The following is a 17361-nucleotide window of genomic DNA, read 5'->3' as shown; positions in this document are numbered from 1 at the left end:
TGGATAAACATCCAATTATTAAACTGTTATAAATGAGCTTTATTTTAAAAAATGTAGACACAGTTGACTCTATTACCAGAGAGGATTTTAAAAAAAACTATTTAGATAAAAGAAAGCCCTTAATTATAAAAGGACTAACAAATGATTGGCCTGCTCGCACAAAATGGTCAACAGAGTATTTCAAAGAAATAGCTGGTGATATAGAAGTTAAGCTGGTAGACAATTCTAAAGCCGACCCTACTAAAGTGATTAATGCATCTATTGCCAGCATGAAATTTGGCGAATATTTGGATTTAATAAAAAGAGAACCTACGGAACTGCGTATTTTTTTCTTTAATCTTTTCAAACACAGACCTGAATTAGTCAATGATGTTAAAGTACCCAAAGATTTAATGGGCGGTTTTATAGAAAGCATGCCGGCCATGTTTTTTGGAGGATCCAAAGCAATTACTTTTTTACATTACGACATTGATCTGCCACACCTTTTCCACACTCATTTTGGAGGCAGAAAACACATTATATTATTTGACAATAAATGGAAAAAACGACTTTACTGTCTACCCAACACCACCTATGCACTGGAAGATTATGATGTTGCCAATCCCGATTTCAAAAAATTCCCAGCCTTAAAAGGAGTCGAAGGTTATGAAGTTTTTCTAGAACATGGAGATACTTTGTTCATGCCGACAGGAATGTGGCATTGGATGCGTTATATTGACGGTTCTTTTTCTTTAACACTTCGTGCATGGGACAGATCTATCACAAGGAAAGTGGCAAGTGTTTGGAGTTTATTTATGCACGGTGCGGTTGACAGCGCTATAAAAGTAGTCTTTAAAGCGCGTTATGCCAAATGGAGAGAGAAACTCGTATTTAAAATAGCCGAGAGAGAATTGAAAAAGGGAAAGCCAAGAAATTAAAAAATCATAATAAATTTTTCTTTAGAAAACTAAAAACAAAAAAAATCCCGATTGCTCGGGATTTTTTTTATCTAATAGGATTGTTTTGAATTAAATCAAGATATAAATTAATCTTGTCTTTCAATTCTTTTCTTGGTGTAATAAAATCTAAGAAACCATGTTCAAGCAAAAACTCTGCGGTTTGAAATCCTTCTGGCAAATCTTTACCAGTAGTATCTCTAACAACACGAGGCCCGGCAAATCCAATTAATGCACCTGGTTCAGAAATATTAATATCTCCTAACATAGCATATGAAGCGGTAGTTCCACCCGTTGTTGGATCAGTACAAAGCGAAATGTAAGGAAGTTTTGCCTCTGAAAGCTGCGCTAGTTTTACAGATGTCTTAGCTAATTGCATTAAAGAATAAGCAGCTTCCATCATTCTAGCTCCTCCTGACTTTGATATCATCACAAAAGGCAGTCTGTTTTTGATTGCAAAATCAATTCCTCTTGCAATTTTTTCTCCAACAACAGCTCCCATCGATCCGCCGATAAAGGCAAAATCCATACAGCAGATAACTACTTCTCTTCCTTTGGATTTACCAACACCAGTACGTACAGCGTCTTTAAGTTTTGTTTTTTCCATCACTTCTTTCAATCGGTCTGCATATTTTTTTGTATCAACAAACTGCAAAGGATCTTTGGATGTCATGTTTTTGTCTAATTCAACAAATTCATTATTGTCAAATAAAATATCAAAATAAGCTTCACTTCCAATTCTAACATGGAAACCATCTTCGGGACTTACAAATAAATTACGAGCCAATTCATCAGCATCAATAATTTTCCCTGTAGGTGATTTGTACCAAAGTCCTTTTGGAATATCCATTTTGTCTTCGGTAGCCGTAGTGATTCCTTTTTCTTTTCTTTTAAACCAAGCCATCTTTTTGTAATTATGAATTATAAATTATGAATTACGAGTTAAACCCGTAATTCATAATTGGGAATTTTGGAATTGAATTTACAGTGTATTCACGTTGTTTAAGTCAGCAAATGCCTGCTCAAGTCTTGCATTGAAAGTTGATTCACCTTCACGCAACCATTTTCTTGGATCGTAGAATTTTTTGTTTGGTGAATCAGCACCAGTTGGGTTACCAATTTGAGTTTTAAGGTACTCAATGTTGTTAACCATAAAATCACGGATACCTTCAGTAAATGCAAACTGCAAATCGGTATCGATATTCATTTTTACTACACCGTAGCTGATTCCTTCTCTTATTTCTTCTAATGTAGAACCTGATCCTCCGTGGAAAACAAAATCAACTGGATTATTTCCTGTGTTGAATTTAGCCTGCACAAAATCCTGAGAGTTTTTTAAGATTTTTGGAGTTAATTTTACGTTTCCTGGTTTGTAAACACCGTGAACGTTTCCAAAAGCAGCTGCAATTGTGAATTTTGGGCTCACTTTTGATAATTCTTCGTAAGCAAAAGCAACTTCTTCTGGCTGTGTGTATAATTTTGAGCTGTCTACATCAGAGTTATCTACACCATCTTCTTCACCACCAGTGATTCCAAGTTCGATTTCTAGAGTCATTCCCATTTTACTCATTCTTTCTAAATACCCTTTACAGATTTCGATGTTTTCTTCGATAGGCTCTTCAGATAAATCAATCATGTGAGAAGAGAATAAAGGTTTACCAGTTGCAGCAAAGTGCTCTTCTGAAGCATCTAATAATCCGTCAATCCAAGGCAGTAACTTTTTAGCACAGTGGTCAGTATGTAAGATAACAGTAGCTCCGTATGCTTCTGCTAATGTATGAATGTGCTTTGCTCCTGCAATACCACCAGCAATAGCTGCTTTTTCTCCAGCATTAGAAAGTCCTTTTCCAGCATTAAATTGTGCTCCTCCGTTTGAAAATTGGATAATAACTGGTGCGTTTAATTTAGCAGCAGTTTCTAGTACTCCATTTATTGTATCAGATCCAATAACATTTACAGCTGGAAGTGCAAAACCTTTTTCTTTTGCATAGTTAAATATTTCTTGTACTTGATCGCCTGTAGCTACTCCGGGTTTAATATTGTGTGCCATTGTAATTTTCTTTTAATTGTTTTTTTTAGTTTTTAGATTATAATTTGCAAAAATAAGAATAAAATAGCACTTAAAAAGGGTAATTGATACCAAAATTATATACAACGTTTGCGAAGTTGTATTGCGTAAACCATCTTTCTCCTATTTCCTTGGCTGGATTGTAGGTTTTAAATCCTAAATCTAATCGTATCACGAAGAAACTTAAATCGTATCGAATACCAAATCCCGTACCCAGGGCTATTTCGCTTAAGTCTTCAATACTATCAAATTTTGCCGCTTCATAAGTCACAGCATCAAGTACATTCCAAATATTTCCTGCATCTGCAAAAAGAGCTCCTCCCCATTTACCCGCAATTGGAAAACGATATTCACCGCTAATAGCAATTTTCATATTGGCCTCATTAAAGTCATTGGAGAAAGAACTGCTTCCAGGTCCCAGATTATAAGGCTGCCATGCCCTGTTATCATTCGACCCCCCAGCAAAGTAACTTTTTGAAAACGGAATGGTATTTGAATTTCCATATGGAATAGCAATACCGAAAAAAGTTCTCATGGCAAATATTCCAGATTTACTAATACTCCAGTGTTTAATAAAATCAAATTCTGTTTTTATATATTCAGAATATTCCAAATTAAAAATCTCATAATTTCCATTCTGGTTTTTAGGAATATTTCCAATTGCTGATACTGCAGACAATATCGTTCCTGCCGATTCTAATTTTGTTCTAAAAGTATAAAAATCATTATCCTGCAGATCCCTTCTGCTCGTTTTAGTGAAATTAAAATTTGTTGCCAAGATAAAATCATTATCTGAAAGTCTTATTCTCTGCTGCTCAATACTGCTAACATTTTGAAATTCTTCATCTTCAGGTCTTAAATCTGTCTTGAGTGTTAAAACGTCATTTGTAAAGGCTGTCGTTCCGCTTTCTATAATCAAATCTCCACTTGCCGGATCAACGTACGATGGTTCTGTATTATGCGTTTTGGCAATATCATTTAAAGCGTCATACGAACTAGTATAAACGTTAAAATAATTACTAGGATTTAAATTGCGGACAAACTGAAAGTTTAAGATATCCAATCGGGTTGTAGTATTCCTCTTTGGCGTCCAATTGTACGAAAAAGATCCTGTGAAATTTTCTTTGTCCAATCCAATATTAGTCTGTTTAGACAAACCTAAACTAAATACAGTAGAAGGAATCATACTCTTGGGAATGATTTTTTCTGTTTTGATTGGAAATAAAACTCTAGGGAAGTTTAGTTTTGCATCAACTCCATATTCTGAAACGTTGAAAAAACTATCATTAGAATTAGCAATATCGTTCGAAGCTCCAATATTTCCTCTAGCTGAAAGCTCCAATGTTTCCGCGCCATTAAATACATTCCGTATCGTTTCAGTAATACTTCCCGTGATCCCAAAATCCTCTATATTGGAATGCGTAAAATCTAATGTATAACCAAAACTATACTTCTTTCGCGGGGTTAAATAAACTTTGGCAACTAGTGACTGGGCAGTTGAGTCTTTTTTGTCAACCTCATATTGTATCGTGGGATAATTAAAAGTTCTTAAATTATTAAGATATCTGGTAGACAAAACCGTTTTTGTATCACTGAACACATCTCCTTTGGAAATAAATATCGCGTCTGTTATTGCGTGCGGATTGTATTTTATTTTTTGATAACCATATAATGTCATATTGTTGTAAGCCACGCTATCCCTAACCTGCTTATTATGATTTGCAACTGAATAATCCGTGAAAATTTTAATATCGCTAATTTTATAAATCTTAAAAGGCTCATTTTTAGTAGAATCATTTTCTTGAAAAGAGTAGTTTTCAACATTCAAAATTACCGTTGCCTTATTTTTTTTATTGATCGTATCTATATCAAAATTGATGTAATTGGATTGAAATCTATAAGCACCATGGTTTCTAAAATAGGTTGTAATATGGTTTTTTTCATTTTCAAAATCTTCTGTTTTATATTGATTTCCAGGAATCAATACTGATTTTGTTTTTTTGTAAAGAGAATCTAAAGCAGGAGTACGGATTTTAGTTTTTACAGAATCGATAAAATAAGGATTCCCTGTAGTCAAAAAGTATTTTGCCTGAGCTTTTTTGGGACCCAGTGAATCTATTTTATATGATGCTTTAATATCAAAATAGCCATTATTAAAATAATAGCTCTTTAATCGTGTTAACGATTTTATTGACTTTAAAGTATCTGCAATTACTGGTACCTCGCCAGTTTCTTTTAAAAAATTATGAATTCCAAGATACCAGAAAGATTTACGAAGTCCTTCTACCTGTTTTGCCGACAGCCATTTAACCTCTCTGTCGTACTTCTTTTTATTATTTAAATATTTTAGATTGAAAGTTGAATCCGGATTTGGATTAGCCTGATTATAAATATTCAACAGAAGCCTGTACCCCAATATACTGCTGTTGGGCTGCTGGTACAATTGATCATAAATTGTTTGATTTTTGAGTAATTTATCGTTCTCAAAAATTTCATTTTTAACGAGGAGCTGTTTTCTGGCAGGAACTCTTTTTTCTGAATTACAAGCATAGAAAAACAAACTAATTAGAATAAATACTGCTATTTTTGCACTATTCTTTTTCTTCTTAAAAACTATAGACTGCCTTAAATCGCTGGCAAAACTATTTTTATTTTTTAAAGAAAAGAAACATTTATTCATGTGGGAATTCGTGTTATAAAATATTAATTCAAAAATACATCTTTTATGCTTAGTAAAAACCAAATAAAACTTATATCTAGCCTGCAGCAAAAGAAATACCGTTTTGCTAATCAATTGTTTTTTGCCGAGGGTGTAAAAGTAATTCAAGAATTAGTAAAATCAAATTTTGAATTGGAACATCTTTATACTACCAAAGAAGACTTTAAAGAGATTGCTCCCAATAAAATAACACTTATTTCTGAAAATGAATTAAATAAAATAAGCGCTCTGTCTACACCAAATACTTGTTTGGCTGTGTTTAAAATCCCTTCAGAAAGCAAAATAAATGAATCCGGATTAATCCTTGCTCTTGATTCTATCCGTGACCCAGGCAATCTGGGAACCATCCTTAGACTTTGTGACTGGTTTGGAATTCAGCAGCTGATTTGTTCAAAAGAAACTGTCGATATTTATAATCCAAAAGTTGTTCAAGCTACAATGGGTTCCATTACTAGAGTAAACGTTAATTATGTAGATTTAGTTTCTTTTCTAGAAAAAACAAAATTACCCGTATTTGGCACCTTTATGGACAGTGATAACATTTACAAAGCAGCTCTGCCTCAGGAAGGTATAATTGTTATGGGAAATGAAGCAAACGGAATTTCTGAAAGTATAGAAAAATTAGTCACAAAAAGAATCACTATTCCTCGTTTTGGAGAACTTCAAATAACCGAAAGTTTAAATGTAGCCACAGCCACAGCCATTATTCTAAGCGAATTTAGAAGAAAAGGATAAAACCTTAATGAAAGGCGAAATTAATTAAAAACCCTCTAGATTTCATCGATTGTATATTACCTGTCCAAGGGCTGTTTGGGTCTTTATCGCGAATTAATTCATCGGAAATTCCAAATTGACCTCTTATAGAAGGCGAGAATATAAAATACTCCGAAAAAATATCAATCCCAAAACCTATTTCATAATTTGTAGTCCAGGTTTTCACTCTAAATCGTTCTTCAAGATTATCGTCAAAAGACTTTGCATTACTAGATAAATTTAAATTGGCTGATACTCCTCCCAATAAATATGGCCGAACATTTCCAGTTCTCAATGCTGAAAATTTCAATAGCAATGGAAAATTAACATAAGTACTATTTATCTCTCTTATAGCATCGCTTGGAGAATTAAAACCTGAGTTAGGAGGATAATGCAAAATTCTGTCCGAATAGTAAAGCCCTGGTTCAAATCGTAAATCTAAGTATTCCTGTAATCTGAAATTAGTTACTAATCCCACATTAAAACCTCCCGATTTGTCTACTTGTATATCAGGCCCAACCGTTTTATAATCAATTTTAAAATCATAGGTGTTAAACCCTAAGAAAAAACCAAAATAGAGTTTTTTCTTTTGCCAATTTTCTAGGTTAATTATTGGGTCTTTACTGAAAATCCCTTTACTTTGCGAAGATCCTTCTACAGCAGTACACAATAAAATTAATACGATTATTTTTTTCATCTTATGCTGCATATTTGAGTATTATTATTTTGAAGCTGTGTAAATTGTTGCTACGCCAAATGTTTGCGGCAGAGCTTTTACACTAATAAACCCAGTTTTTCTTAAAATATTGTTTAATGCTTCACCATATGGAAAAGCAGCTGCAGATTCAGACAAATATCCATATGCCACATCGTCTTTTGAAAATATTTTCCCAATCAACGGCAAAATATTTTTACTGTAAAAATTGTAACCTTGTTTATAAGGTGTTTTATCAGGTACCGAGGTTTCTAGAATAACAAATATCCCGCCGGGTTTTAATATTCTAAGAATCTCTGAAAGCCCTTTTTCCAGATGCTCAAAGTTCCTTACACCAAACGCAACTGTTATAGCATCAAAATAATTGTCTTCAAAAGGCATACTCTCGGAGTCTGCTAATACCATTTCGATAATTTGGGACAGATTTTTTTCTTTAATTTTTTTTGTGCCTATTTCCAGCATTCCAGCCGAAATATCAAGTCCAATGATTTTTTTTGCTTTAGTCTGGGCCATTAAAATAGCCAAATCACCAGTTCCTGTAGCAATGTCTAATATAGTTTCAGGATTGGTTTCTGAAACTAATTTCAAGACTTTTTTTCTCCATTTTACATCTATTCCAAATGAAATAACTCTGTTGAGGCTGTCATAGTTCCCCGAAATAGTATCAAACATTTTTGCAACCTGTTCTTTTTTACTAAGGGAAGAATCTTTATAAGGGGTAATTTCTTTCGGCATTTTTTTAATTTCTACAAATATAAACAAACTCTGTAAACTATGAATTGTGTTTTTTATGCTAAACAGAATTTTATTTTAAGTTTTTTCTGATTTTAGAATGAAAAATAATTGAAATATCACTAAAAGTGGGTATTGTGGAAACTGTTTTTATTACTGATGTTTGTACTTTAAAATTTAAATATTTTTAAAATGATTAGACGGGAACTAATGACCCAAACCAAATGGATGCTTCTTGCGCTATTTATCTCATTTGTTCTTGTGCTGTTTTTTGAAGGTACCATCACTAGTGATAGTATTGTTATAAAAGCGCAAAATACGTTCTTAGGATTAAATTTGTTTTTGGAAATTTTAATTTTCTTTACCTTTAGTACCTTTGTGGTATTTGGTACTAAAGGTTTTTTTGAGTTGTACTCTCAAAAATTATCAAATTATATTGTCTTCACATCGGGGATAATATTGATATTTGTGATTTGTATATTATGTTATCAAATTGTAGTACAAGAGTAGGTCATTCCGCTAATCATTTAAAAAAAGCATTCTAGTCATAGGATGCTTTTTTTATTTTTAGATTATGTTTGCTGAAGTTGTTTTTTTATACTTTGACAAATGTCTGGTAAGTATACGCAAATTGATGCTTATCATCTATTGGATTAAACTCAGTTTGAATTTCTTTCCATTCATTAGAATCGATTTCTGGAAAATAAGCGTCCGCTTCAAAACTATGATGCACCTTTGTGATTTCAAGCTGATCTGCAAACGAAAGTCCAAGATTATATATCTCTCCGCCGCCAATTATAAAAGATGTTTCATTTGCTGGACAAACTGCAAGAGCTTTTTCAATGCTATCCACAACAATACAACCTTCTGGATTATAATCTTTTTGTCTTGTTATTACAACATGCACCCTATTAGGAAGAGGTTTTGGGAAACTTTCAAATGTTTTTCTTCCCATTATAATATGATGACCAGTAGTTAAGGATTTGAATCTTTTAAAGTCATTTGGCAAATGCCAGACTAACTCATTGTTCTTTCCCAGAGCATTGTTTTCTGCGACAGCAGCAATCATAATAATCATAGTTTCAGGATTTATTTAGAATTATTGTCCTCAATTTTGGATTGCAATTGCGTAAGCTTTTTTTGCTGCAAAGCCACAAGCCGATCGATTTGGTCTCTTTCCCAGGTTTTATTCATAAACCTGTCCGTAATGAAAACCTTTATAAAATGCAATACAAAAAGAAATAACCAAATAGTAATTATCCAGATACACCAACTTAATTCTATTCCTATTTCAAAAAAATACACAGCCGTAAACAAAAAAAGACTGCACAATGAGAAGAAAACGAAATGATAATATAATCTTTTCTTTTGCCTTATGCGGTTTCTGGCATACTCATATTGTTCATGTAATTCTTTTTCCATAATGTAGAATTTTGCTTATAAAGGTAAAATTTATTTTTAAATGTAACTATTTTGGCTGCTGAATATTTAACGGGAAATCGTTTTCTTAAATTGAAATTGATATTTAAGAGATTCATTTTTTTCTAAATGATAAAAAAGTTATGCACTTTTTGTCATTTTGCTAAAAATGATGCAGCTTGTATATCTTTCGGATTATTTTACCTACCTTGTTATAACCTTAAAAACTAAATAGTTATGTCGATAAAAAAACAATTTATAAAAACGAAGCCTGTTGTTAAAGTTACCTTTTCTTTGGAAGCAAAAGAGGCTAATGAAGTATCTGTAATTGGTGATTTTAATGATTGGAAAATTGAAGAAGGTTCTTTGAGTAAATTAAAAAACGGAACTTTTAAAGGAACTTTCGAATTAGGCAAAGATGCAGCTTATGAGTTTAAATATGTAGTTGACGGTACTTATGTAAACGAGCCGGAAGCTGATTCATTCAAATGGAATGACTTTGCAGGCGCTGAAAATAGCGTATTAGTAATATAGCATAAAAATAAAAAATCCGCTTCTTCGAGCGGATTTTTTATTTTTATACAGCTACACTTCCTTTAATGAGTGCATGCGGCTCGTATCCTTCTAAAGTGAAATCATCGAAATCAAAATCGAAGATGTTTTTTATATTGGGATTTAAAATCATTTTTGGAAGCGGTTTTGGTTCACGGCTAAGCTGCAGTTCAAGCTGCTCAAAATGGTTATTATAAATATGTGCATCTCCAAAAGTATGAATAAATTCACCCGCTTCAAGATCGCAGACTTGCGCAATCATCATTGTAAGCAAGGCGTATGATGCAATATTAAAAGGTACCCCAAGAAATATATCGGCACTTCGCTGATACAATTGACAGGACAGTTTTCCTTTAGTTTCGCCTTTAGAAGCATCCGGTGAAGCGACATAAAACTGAAAGAATGCGTGACAAGGAGGTAAAGCTGCTTTATTATTAGCAACATTTTCCTCAAATGACTTAGTTGTATCTGGCAATACAGATGGATTCCAAGCCGAAACAAGCATTCTGCGGCTGTTTGGATTTGTTTTCAGCTCAGTAATTAGTTCCGAAATCTGGTCAATTTCTTCACTATTCCAATTACGCCATTGATGACCGTAAACTGGACCTAAATCGCCATTACTGTCTGCCCAAGCATCCCATATTTTCACGCCGTTGTCCTGAAGGTATTTAATATTAGTATCACCTTTCAAAAACCAAAGCAATTCGTATATGATTGATTTAAGGTGTAGTTTTTTAGTAGTTACCATTGGAAAACCTTCGCTTAAATCAAAACGCATCTGATATCCAAATACACTTTTGGTACCAGTTCCTGTGCGGTCTCCTTTTTGATTTCCGTTTTCTAAAACGTGCTTTACTAAGTCTAGATACTGCTTCATTTTTTAGGGCTTTATGCTCTACGCTCTATGCTTTAAGCCTATTGCCTAATGCTTATTGCCTAATGCCTTTATATTATTATCTTTTAGAAATTTCGTCTCGAATTTTAGCCGCTTTTTCATAATCTTCATGCTCGACTGCCTGTGCTAATAATTCGTTTAATTCCTGTAATGTATGGTTGGAATAGGTATTTCCTGATTCGTTGCTTTCGGTAGAACCAAAAGTTTCAGGATTAGAAAGAATATCTTCTATTTCATTCGATGCCTCGCTTTCAAGAGGATTCGCTTTTAAATAAATCCCTGCTTTGTCTAATATGTTTTTATAAGTAAAAATCGGAGCGCTAAACCTGATTGCCAAAGCAATTGCATCTGAAGTTCTGGCATCGATTATTTCTTCGATTTTGTCTCTTTCGCAGATGATACTGGAATAAAAAACGCCGTCAACCAGTTTGTGAATAATTACCTGTTTTACAACAATATCAAAACGTTCTGCAAAATTCTTGAATAAATCATGTGTCAAAGGACGAGGCGGCTTAATTTCTTTTTCCAAAGCAATCGCTATAGATTGAGCCTCAAAAGCTCCAATGACGATAGGCAATTTCCTCTCTCCGTCAACTTCATTTAAAATTAACGCATAAGCGCCATTTTGAGTTTGACTGTATGAAATTCCTTTTATAGATAATTTAACTAAGCTCATGTTGGTATAGTGAGAGTATGAAGTACTCTATTAAATCGTGTCTTATTTTCTGTTTTAAATAAAGTGCAATTTTAATCAAAATTTATGGAACAAAAAAACTGCCTAAAGCAAAGATACAATTATCTTATTTTTAGGCAGCTTAATTTTTAAGAGAAATTAAATTTTAAGATTGTTGTTCTTTGAAAGCTTTAAATTTAGCTATTAACTGCGGTACAATTTCAAATGCATCGCCCACCACTCCATAATCTGCCACTTTAAAGAAAGGAGCTTCAGAATCACTGTTGATAACAACTTTTACTTTAGAAGAATTAATCCCTGCAATATGCTGAATTGCACCAGAGATTCCGACAGCTATGTATAAATTAGTTGCTACTGGTTTTCCTGTTTGTCCTACGTGTTCTCCGTGGGGTCTCCATCCTAAATCAGATACTGGTTTTGAACAAGCTGTAGCTGCTCCAAGAACCCCTGCTAACTCTTCAATCATTCCCCAATTTTCAGGCCCTTTAAGACCACGTCCTGCAGAAACAACAATATCAGCATCGGCAATTGAAACCTTGCCTGAAACTTTTTCTACAGATGCTACTTTTACACCGAAATCAGCATCTCCGATAGCCGGATTAAAATCTTCTTCAGTTAATGAAGAAGCGTTTTCGAAAATACCATAAGAGTTTTTACCTATGGACAATACTTTTACATCGGTATTGATTTCTGTGATATTAAATGCTTTGTTTGAAAAAGCAGTTCTTTTTACCTGAAACGGTGAAGTGCTTACTGGCAATCCAACCACATTTGAAGCGTAACCAGCTTCCAACGCTACTGCAACTAATGAAGCCAGGTAGATACTGTCTGTTGTAGAAGATAATAAAACTATTTTAACTGCTTCTTTCTGCGCAGCCTGCTTGATAACATCAGCGTAAGCTTTGGCAGTAAAACCAGCTAATTTATCATTATTTACTTTTAAGACTTTATCTACTCCGTATTTTGATAATTCAGACACATCTCCAGCATTTACAGTTACTGCTGTCACGGTTGTCCCTAATGATTCGGCTACTTTTTTTGCATAAGAAGCTAATTCCAATGCTACTTTTTTAAATTTTCCTTCTGCAGATTCTGCATATATTAGTATTGACATAATAATTTTAGATTTTAAATTTTAGACTTGTGATTTTAGATTTTAGAACTCCGATTAAAAATTTTAGATTTTTTTGCCATCAGCAATCAAAAATCGTTAATCTTCAATCAGCAATCCAATTCTTAAATTACCTTAGCTTCGTTGTGCAATAAATTAATTAATTCGTCAAGATTATCTGCAGAAACTAATTTCACCGCCGATTTTGGAGCTGGTTTTTCAAATTTTACAGCTTTTGTATTCACGGGGGCATCAACTGGTTCTAGAATTGTTAAAACTTTAGTTCTAGCAGTCATAATTCCTCTCATATTTGGAATACGTAAATCTTTTTCCTCTACAATCCCTTTTTGAGCACCAATAATGATAGGTAATGAAGTATTAACTGTTTCTTTTCCACCGTCTATTTCGCGGACAGCAGTTACATTTGTTCCATCAACGGTAATCGCCGTACAAGAATTTAAGAAGTTATAGCCTAAGATGCCTGCAATCATACCAGGAACCATTCCGCCATTATAATCCAAAGATTCTTTTCCTGCAATTACAACATCATATCCCCCATTTTTAATTACTTCAGCCAGTTGTTTTGCTACAAAAAAGCCGTCAGTTGGATTTGCATTTACACGAATCGCTTCGTTAGCACCAATTGCCAATGCTTTTCTTAAAGTTGGTTCGGTATCTGGTCCGCCAACATTAACTATAGTAACTGTAGCTCCTTGCTGTTCTTGAAACCAAATAGCACGAGTTAAACCAAATTCGTCATTTGGGTTAATTACATATTGAACTCCATTGGTATCAAACTCAGTATCTCCATTAGCAAAGTTGATCTTTGATGTAGTATCAGGAACGTGACTGATGCAAACTAATATTTTCATAATTATATATATTAAAAATTCTTTTTTTTCTCAGACAAATTTAAAATAATAAATCGAATAATTTACTATGCATGCATAACATTATTTGCAACTATTACGATTTCGTTATATAAATCGCCAAATGATTTCGATAAAATTACAATTAATATAAATAATAATAGAAAAGTTGTGAATTCTACCAAATCTCTATAATGTGAGATCTATATAATAAATCACTATTTATAATGATTGCAGATGCATTTTCCTACTATATTTTTGTATCACGTTAAAAAATATTAAAAACTAATCTAGAAATGAAAAAAATAATACTCGTTTGCTTAATTCTCTTTCAGGCAGCACTCTATGCTCAATTTACAGACATTCCAGATTCAAATTTTGAAAAAAAATTAATCTCATTAGGGATCGACAGTGGAGAGCCGGATGGTAAAGCAGCTACTGCAAATATTGCAGCGGTAACTGTACTGCGGATTGACAACTCCAATATATCAGACTTGACAGGCATACAGGATTTTGCAGAGCTAAAAGAACTGTACTGTTATTTCAACAATCTAACAGCTGCAGATTTTTCGAACAATACGAACTTAACTGTTTTGGAATGCTACAGCAATACGTTAACAAGTTTATTTGTTACCAATAATCCAAATTTAGAATATCTGGATTGTTCGAGCAACCAGCTGACGAGCTTAGACCTGTCTTTTAACTCAGGTTTAAAAAAACTTATCTGTGTTTCAAATCAATTAAACGCTATAGATGTATCCAAAAACCAGCTGCTGGAAAAATTATATATTCATAAAAACAGGCTAACTGATCTAAATGTTTCCAATAATATCAAATTAAACGATTTTTCGTGTTATGATAACGCCATAACCAACTTAAATCTTTCTAACAGCAAAGAAATTAATCGTTTAGACTGCTCAAGAAATAGGCTGACCAACTTAGATATTTCACAAAACCTTTTGCTCGACTATTTAGTTTTTGGTACAAATCAATTAGTATCTATTGATATTTCAAAAAATGAGAACTTAACTTATCTGAGTGCATCGAGTAATCAATTAACTGTATTAGATGTTTCAAAAAATGTACTTTTAAAAAACATATCATGCTCATCTAATCAAATTTCAGTGATAGATCTTTCGGGCAATTTAGCACTGGAAAATTTTATTTGCAGTTCCAATTTATTAAACAGTCTTGACCTTTCCTCAAATACAGCAATGATTAATCTTATAGTTTCGAACAATCAGTTAACCAGCCTGGATGTTTCGGGACAAAGAGCATTAAACCGATTGGAGTGCAATAATAATCAGTTAAGCAGTTTGGATGTTTCTCACAATACTGCTCTTGAATTCTTTAGATGCGACAGCAATAAATTATCGAGCCTGAATTTAAAAAATGGAAATAATGCCAAAATTGCTTTTAACTTTTCAAGTTATCCAAATTTTAAAGACAATCCTGATTTGAGCTGTATAATGATAGACAATTTCTCTTATGCGGATAGTAATTGGAAAAGTAAAAAAGAGGACACCGCAAGTTATTCTGAAAGCTGCAGCCTAGGCATCAGTGATTCTTTTCAAAAAAATATCGCACTATATCCTAACCCTACAAGCGGTATTTTGAATATTACTAATACTCACGTAGAAAAAGCAACTGTATATAATGCTGCAGGAAATATTATAAATTCATTTTTATTTAGGGACAATCTAAAAAACAGTAGTCTGGATTTATCCAATTTGTCAAAAGGGGTGTACTTTGTTTTACTGGAAGGCCTCGAAAAAACTTATTCACAAAAAATAATTCTGGAGTAATTTTTTTTATACAATTTATATTTGAACAAAAATCCAAAAAACAGGTAAGGTTTTCAAACATGACTTAATAATATTAAGCCTTATCAAAAAGATAATCATTGACTTAAAAAGGTTAAAAAATTAAATCAGATAATTTTGAAATATTTTCTAAACCCGGCATCTGCTTTTTTTATTAAAATATTAATCTATACTTTGTAAATCATTAAAAATAAAGTAACTAGATCTCAATGAATAATTTAATTTCAAAATAAAGCGCATATAAAGTAGGGTATTATACTACAGAATTGTTATAGAGTAGATTGGAGAGTGACAAAACAAACCACAATTTAATAAAAGCATTCTTTAATTAACTAAAAATTAAAAACCAAGGTAAAAACCAAACCTATTATGAAAAAATTAAAAACCATTTTATTCGCATTAACTGTCATTGTAAGCAGCTGTTCAAATGACAATGAGACACCATCTGAAACTTCTGGCACAATAAAGGACATCTATATTTGCGGCTATGAATCCAGCGACAAATCACTTATTGCCAAGTACTGGAAAAACGGCAAAGCATTTTCACTCACTGATGGCACAAAGTCTGCAGAGACGAAGGCCATTACAGTTATAGGAAATGATGTGTATGTAGCAGGTGGTGTAAAAAATAACAAGGATGTTATGGTGGCTGTTTACTGGAAAAATGGAATAGCTACTGTACTTACTAATAATAACACACGCTATTCCACCGCACGCGATATAGCTGTAATAGGAGGCGACGTTTATGTAGCAGGATATGAAGCAGACGATAGTGGTCATTTCGTAGCAAAATACTGGAAAAATGGGAAGGCTGTACCTCTCGGTGATGGAACACGAGATTCATTTGCCACGGGAATGGCAGTAGACGGAAATAATGTTTACGTGTCAGGATACGAAGCGGGTGATGTTTGTGATTTTATAGCCAAATACTGGAAAAATGGCGTGGCTACAATATTACCTGAAAGCCCTGTTACCTCTTTTGCATATGATATAGCTATATCAAACAATGACGTTTATGTAGCGGGATCTGTATACAAGAACAATAAACGTGTTGCTGTTTATTGGAAAAATGGAGTAGAGACTCCCCTCTCAGTCGATTCACAGCAGACTGATACCGAAGCTATATCTTTATCAATAGCAGGTAATGAACTTTATATAGTTGGTTCTCAAGATATGTGGAAACCACTTTACTGGAAAAATAATACAGCCATACCATTAACTTTACCCTCCAATTTTTCAATAAATTCTGACGCTGTATCTGTAGCCGGAGATAATGTATATATAGCAGGTTCAATAAATAATGGAGACAATTCTATTGCTATGTATTGGGAAAATGGGATGGCTAAAACTATTGAAACTTCACCTGGCAGAGGGTCAAATGCTACTGGAATATTTGTTACGACAAACTAAAACACTGTCTAAAAAAGTGTTTTAATCCAACAATCCATATTCAATAGCATACTTTACTAATCCCGCCGTGTTTTTTACATTCAGTTTAGATAATAAATTTCTACGGTGGGTATTTACTGTATTGAGAGTAATGTTAGTTTTCTCGGCAATTTCATTTCCTGTAAATTCTTGGGCAATAAGTACCAAAATTTCTTTTTCCCTGCTGCTCAATTCAGTTATCTGCAAAATCTCACTTTTCATTTTTGAATTGTTTCCGTCATTTTTTTCTGCAGCTTCTTTACAAAAATAAACCTCTCCGTTATGAATAGTTTGAATCGCATAAAGAAGTTCTTTTTTTTCGGCATTCTTTAGTAAATAACCGTCAATGCCAATCCGAATAAGCTTGGCTATCATCTGAGTATTACTATGAGTGCTTACAATCAGAATTTTGATGTCAGGATATTTTTGTTTTACTATTTTACTGACTTCAATTCCATCCATTTCGGGCATACTTATATCCAGCAGTATAATATCAGGAATGCGTTTTTCTATTACTTTGAACACTTCATTTCCGTTTTCTGCTTTGCCTAAAATGGAAATATTTTCTTCATTTTCCAGCAAGGAAACAATTCCTTGGAGAAACATCGTATGATCATCGGCAATAATGATTTTTATTTTTTCCATACT

The 17361-nt window shown here is 33.2% G+C and carries 17 protein-coding genes; 5 read left to right on the top strand and 12 right to left on the bottom strand.

Annotated features, from left to right (window positions below; all coding sequences use genetic code 11):
- Positions 1 to 32: 32 nt before the first annotated feature.
- Entirely contained in the window at positions 33 to 917 is an 885-nt protein-coding gene (locus tag C8P67_RS16000; RefSeq protein WP_115814182.1) for a cupin-like domain-containing protein, read from the top strand.
- A gap of 67 nt (positions 918 to 984) precedes the next feature.
- Here C8P67_RS16000 and accD read toward each other — a convergent pair whose 3' ends face one another.
- The 3 genes from accD to tamL all read right to left on the bottom strand — a co-directional run bounded on the left by accD (position 985) and on the right by tamL (position 5683).
- Positions 985 to 1839 carry an acetyl-CoA carboxylase, carboxyltransferase subunit beta gene (gene accD, locus C8P67_RS15995; RefSeq protein ID WP_115814181.1) on the bottom strand — a complete coding sequence of 285 codons (855 nt, stop codon included), beginning with the start codon at positions 1837 to 1839 and terminating at the stop codon, positions 985 to 987.
- Between the two features lie 78 nt (positions 1840 to 1917).
- Positions 1918 to 2985: a class II fructose-bisphosphate aldolase gene (gene fbaA / locus C8P67_RS15990; RefSeq protein WP_115814180.1), complete on the bottom strand. Its 1068-nt coding sequence runs from the start codon at positions 2983 to 2985 to the stop codon at positions 1918 to 1920.
- A gap of 70 nt (positions 2986 to 3055) precedes the next feature.
- Positions 3056 to 5683 (bottom strand): translocation and assembly module lipoprotein TamL, encoded by a 2628-nt coding sequence (gene tamL / locus C8P67_RS15985; protein WP_115814179.1) that lies wholly within the window; start codon positions 5681 to 5683, stop codon positions 3056 to 3058.
- A gap of 45 nt (positions 5684 to 5728) precedes the next feature.
- Between tamL and C8P67_RS15980 the strand changes: the two genes are divergently transcribed.
- Positions 5729 to 6457 carry a TrmH family RNA methyltransferase gene (locus C8P67_RS15980; protein ID WP_115814178.1) on the top strand — a complete coding sequence of 243 codons (729 nt, stop codon included), beginning with the start codon at positions 5729 to 5731 and terminating at the stop codon, positions 6455 to 6457.
- A gap of 4 nt (positions 6458 to 6461) precedes the next feature.
- Here C8P67_RS15980 and porT read toward each other — a convergent pair whose 3' ends face one another.
- The 4 genes from porT to C8P67_RS15955 all read right to left on the bottom strand — a co-directional run bounded on the left by porT (position 6462) and on the right by C8P67_RS15955 (position 9344).
- Positions 6462 to 7172, bottom strand: a complete 711-nt coding sequence (gene porT / locus C8P67_RS15975; RefSeq protein WP_115814273.1) for a type IX secretion/gliding motility protein PorT/SprT — start codon at positions 7170 to 7172, stop codon at positions 6462 to 6464.
- Positions 7173 to 7196: 24 nt separating this feature from the next.
- Positions 7197 to 7925, bottom strand: a complete 729-nt coding sequence (ubiE, locus tag C8P67_RS15970) for a bifunctional demethylmenaquinone methyltransferase/2-methoxy-6-polyprenyl-1,4-benzoquinol methylase UbiE (RefSeq protein WP_115814177.1) — start codon at positions 7923 to 7925, stop codon at positions 7197 to 7199.
- Positions 7926 to 8517: 592 nt separating this feature from the next.
- On the bottom strand, positions 8518 to 9000 hold the full coding sequence (locus C8P67_RS15960) for a dihydrofolate reductase (protein ID WP_115814176.1): 483 nt from the start codon (positions 8998 to 9000) through the stop codon (positions 8518 to 8520).
- 11 nt (positions 9001 to 9011) lie between these two features.
- Complete coding sequence (locus C8P67_RS15955) at positions 9012 to 9344, bottom strand: 2TM domain-containing protein (RefSeq protein WP_115814175.1); 333 nt, start codon at positions 9342 to 9344, stop codon at positions 9012 to 9014.
- Between the two features lie 234 nt (positions 9345 to 9578).
- Here C8P67_RS15955 and C8P67_RS15950 point away from each other — a divergent pair, with 234 nt between their 5' ends.
- On the top strand, positions 9579 to 9875 hold the full coding sequence (locus C8P67_RS15950; protein ID WP_115814174.1) for an isoamylase early set domain-containing protein: 297 nt from the start codon (positions 9579 to 9581) through the stop codon (positions 9873 to 9875).
- A gap of 43 nt (positions 9876 to 9918) precedes the next feature.
- On the opposite strand, the gene C8P67_RS15945 is transcribed toward C8P67_RS15950, so the two are convergent.
- From C8P67_RS15945 to C8P67_RS15930, 4 genes are all read right to left on the bottom strand, one after another.
- Positions 9919 to 10770, bottom strand: coding sequence for a thymidylate synthase (locus C8P67_RS15945; protein ID WP_115814173.1), 852 nt, complete (start codon positions 10768 to 10770; stop codon positions 9919 to 9921).
- 76 nt (positions 10771 to 10846) lie between these two features.
- Positions 10847 to 11464, bottom strand: a complete 618-nt coding sequence (locus C8P67_RS15940) for a bifunctional nuclease family protein (RefSeq protein ID WP_115814172.1) — start codon at positions 11462 to 11464, stop codon at positions 10847 to 10849.
- A 163-nt stretch (positions 11465 to 11627) separates the two neighbouring features.
- On the bottom strand, positions 11628 to 12596 hold the full coding sequence (locus tag C8P67_RS15935; protein ID WP_115814171.1) for an electron transfer flavoprotein subunit alpha/FixB family protein: 969 nt from the start codon (positions 12594 to 12596) through the stop codon (positions 11628 to 11630).
- 122 nt (positions 12597 to 12718) lie between these two features.
- A complete protein-coding gene (locus C8P67_RS15930) occupies positions 12719 to 13465 on the bottom strand; it encodes an electron transfer flavoprotein subunit beta/FixA family protein (RefSeq protein WP_115814170.1) in 747 nt (248 codons plus the stop codon).
- 293 nt (positions 13466 to 13758) lie between these two features.
- Here C8P67_RS15930 and C8P67_RS15925 point away from each other — a divergent pair, with 293 nt between their 5' ends.
- Both C8P67_RS15925 and C8P67_RS15920 read left to right on the top strand, forming a co-directional pair.
- Positions 13759 to 15267, top strand: coding sequence for a T9SS type A sorting domain-containing protein (locus C8P67_RS15925; RefSeq protein ID WP_115814169.1), 1509 nt, complete (start codon positions 13759 to 13761; stop codon positions 15265 to 15267).
- Between the two features lie 387 nt (positions 15268 to 15654).
- Positions 15655 to 16695, top strand: a complete 1041-nt coding sequence (locus C8P67_RS15920) for a hypothetical protein (RefSeq protein ID WP_115814168.1) — start codon at positions 15655 to 15657, stop codon at positions 16693 to 16695.
- A 21-nt stretch (positions 16696 to 16716) separates the two neighbouring features.
- Here C8P67_RS15920 and C8P67_RS15915 read toward each other — a convergent pair whose 3' ends face one another.
- On the bottom strand, positions 16717 to 17358 hold the full coding sequence (locus tag C8P67_RS15915; protein ID WP_115814167.1) for a response regulator: 642 nt from the start codon (positions 17356 to 17358) through the stop codon (positions 16717 to 16719).
- Positions 17359 to 17361: the final 3 nt, after the last annotated feature.

The sequence above is a fragment of the Flavobacterium aquicola genome, from assembly GCF_003385115.1.
Lineage (GTDB): Bacteria > Bacteroidota > Bacteroidia > Flavobacteriales > Flavobacteriaceae > Flavobacterium > Flavobacterium aquicola.
Note: the sequence above shows the minus strand (reverse complement) of the source record. Positions and strands in the feature narration are given on the sequence as shown.

Excerpts from the sequence above, each read along its gene's own strand:
- C8P67_RS15940 (WP_115814172.1), bottom strand. The coding sequence starts at position 11,464 with ATGAGCTTAGTTAAATTATCTATAAAAGGAATTTCATACAGTCAAACT.
- C8P67_RS15950 (WP_115814174.1), top strand. The coding sequence starts at position 9,579 with ATGTCGATAAAAAAACAATTTATAAAAACGAAGCCTGTTGTTAAAGTT.
- tamL (WP_115814179.1), bottom strand. The coding sequence starts at position 5,683 with ATGAATAAATGTTTCTTTTCTTTAAAAAATAAAAATAGTTTTGCCAGC.
- C8P67_RS15925 (WP_115814169.1), top strand. The coding sequence starts at position 13,759 with ATGAAAAAAATAATACTCGTTTGCTTAATTCTCTTTCAGGCAGCACTC.
- ubiE (WP_115814177.1), bottom strand. The coding sequence starts at position 7,925 with ATGCCGAAAGAAATTACCCCTTATAAAGATTCTTCCCTTAGTAAAAAA.
- C8P67_RS15920 (WP_115814168.1), top strand. The coding sequence starts at position 15,655 with ATGAAAAAATTAAAAACCATTTTATTCGCATTAACTGTCATTGTAAGC.
- fbaA (WP_115814180.1), bottom strand. The coding sequence starts at position 2,985 with ATGGCACACAATATTAAACCCGGAGTAGCTACAGGCGATCAAGTACAA.
- C8P67_RS15980 (WP_115814178.1), top strand. The coding sequence starts at position 5,729 with ATGCTTAGTAAAAACCAAATAAAACTTATATCTAGCCTGCAGCAAAAG.
- C8P67_RS15960 (WP_115814176.1), bottom strand. The coding sequence starts at position 9,000 with ATGATTATTATGATTGCTGCTGTCGCAGAAAACAATGCTCTGGGAAAG.
- C8P67_RS15955 (WP_115814175.1), bottom strand. The coding sequence starts at position 9,344 with ATGGAAAAAGAATTACATGAACAATATGAGTATGCCAGAAACCGCATA.
- porT (WP_115814273.1), bottom strand. The coding sequence starts at position 7,172 with ATGAAAAAAATAATCGTATTAATTTTATTGTGTACTGCTGTAGAAGGA.
- C8P67_RS15945 (WP_115814173.1), bottom strand. The coding sequence starts at position 10,770 with ATGAAGCAGTATCTAGACTTAGTAAAGCACGTTTTAGAAAACGGAAAT.
- C8P67_RS15915 (WP_115814167.1), bottom strand. The coding sequence starts at position 17,358 with ATGGAAAAAATAAAAATCATTATTGCCGATGATCATACGATGTTTCTC.
- C8P67_RS15935 (WP_115814171.1), bottom strand. The coding sequence starts at position 12,596 with ATGTCAATACTAATATATGCAGAATCTGCAGAAGGAAAATTTAAAAAA.
- C8P67_RS16000 (WP_115814182.1), top strand. The coding sequence starts at position 33 with ATGAGCTTTATTTTAAAAAATGTAGACACAGTTGACTCTATTACCAGA.
- C8P67_RS15930 (WP_115814170.1), bottom strand. The coding sequence starts at position 13,465 with ATGAAAATATTAGTTTGCATCAGTCACGTTCCTGATACTACATCAAAG.
- accD (WP_115814181.1), bottom strand. The coding sequence starts at position 1,839 with ATGGCTTGGTTTAAAAGAAAAGAAAAAGGAATCACTACGGCTACCGAA.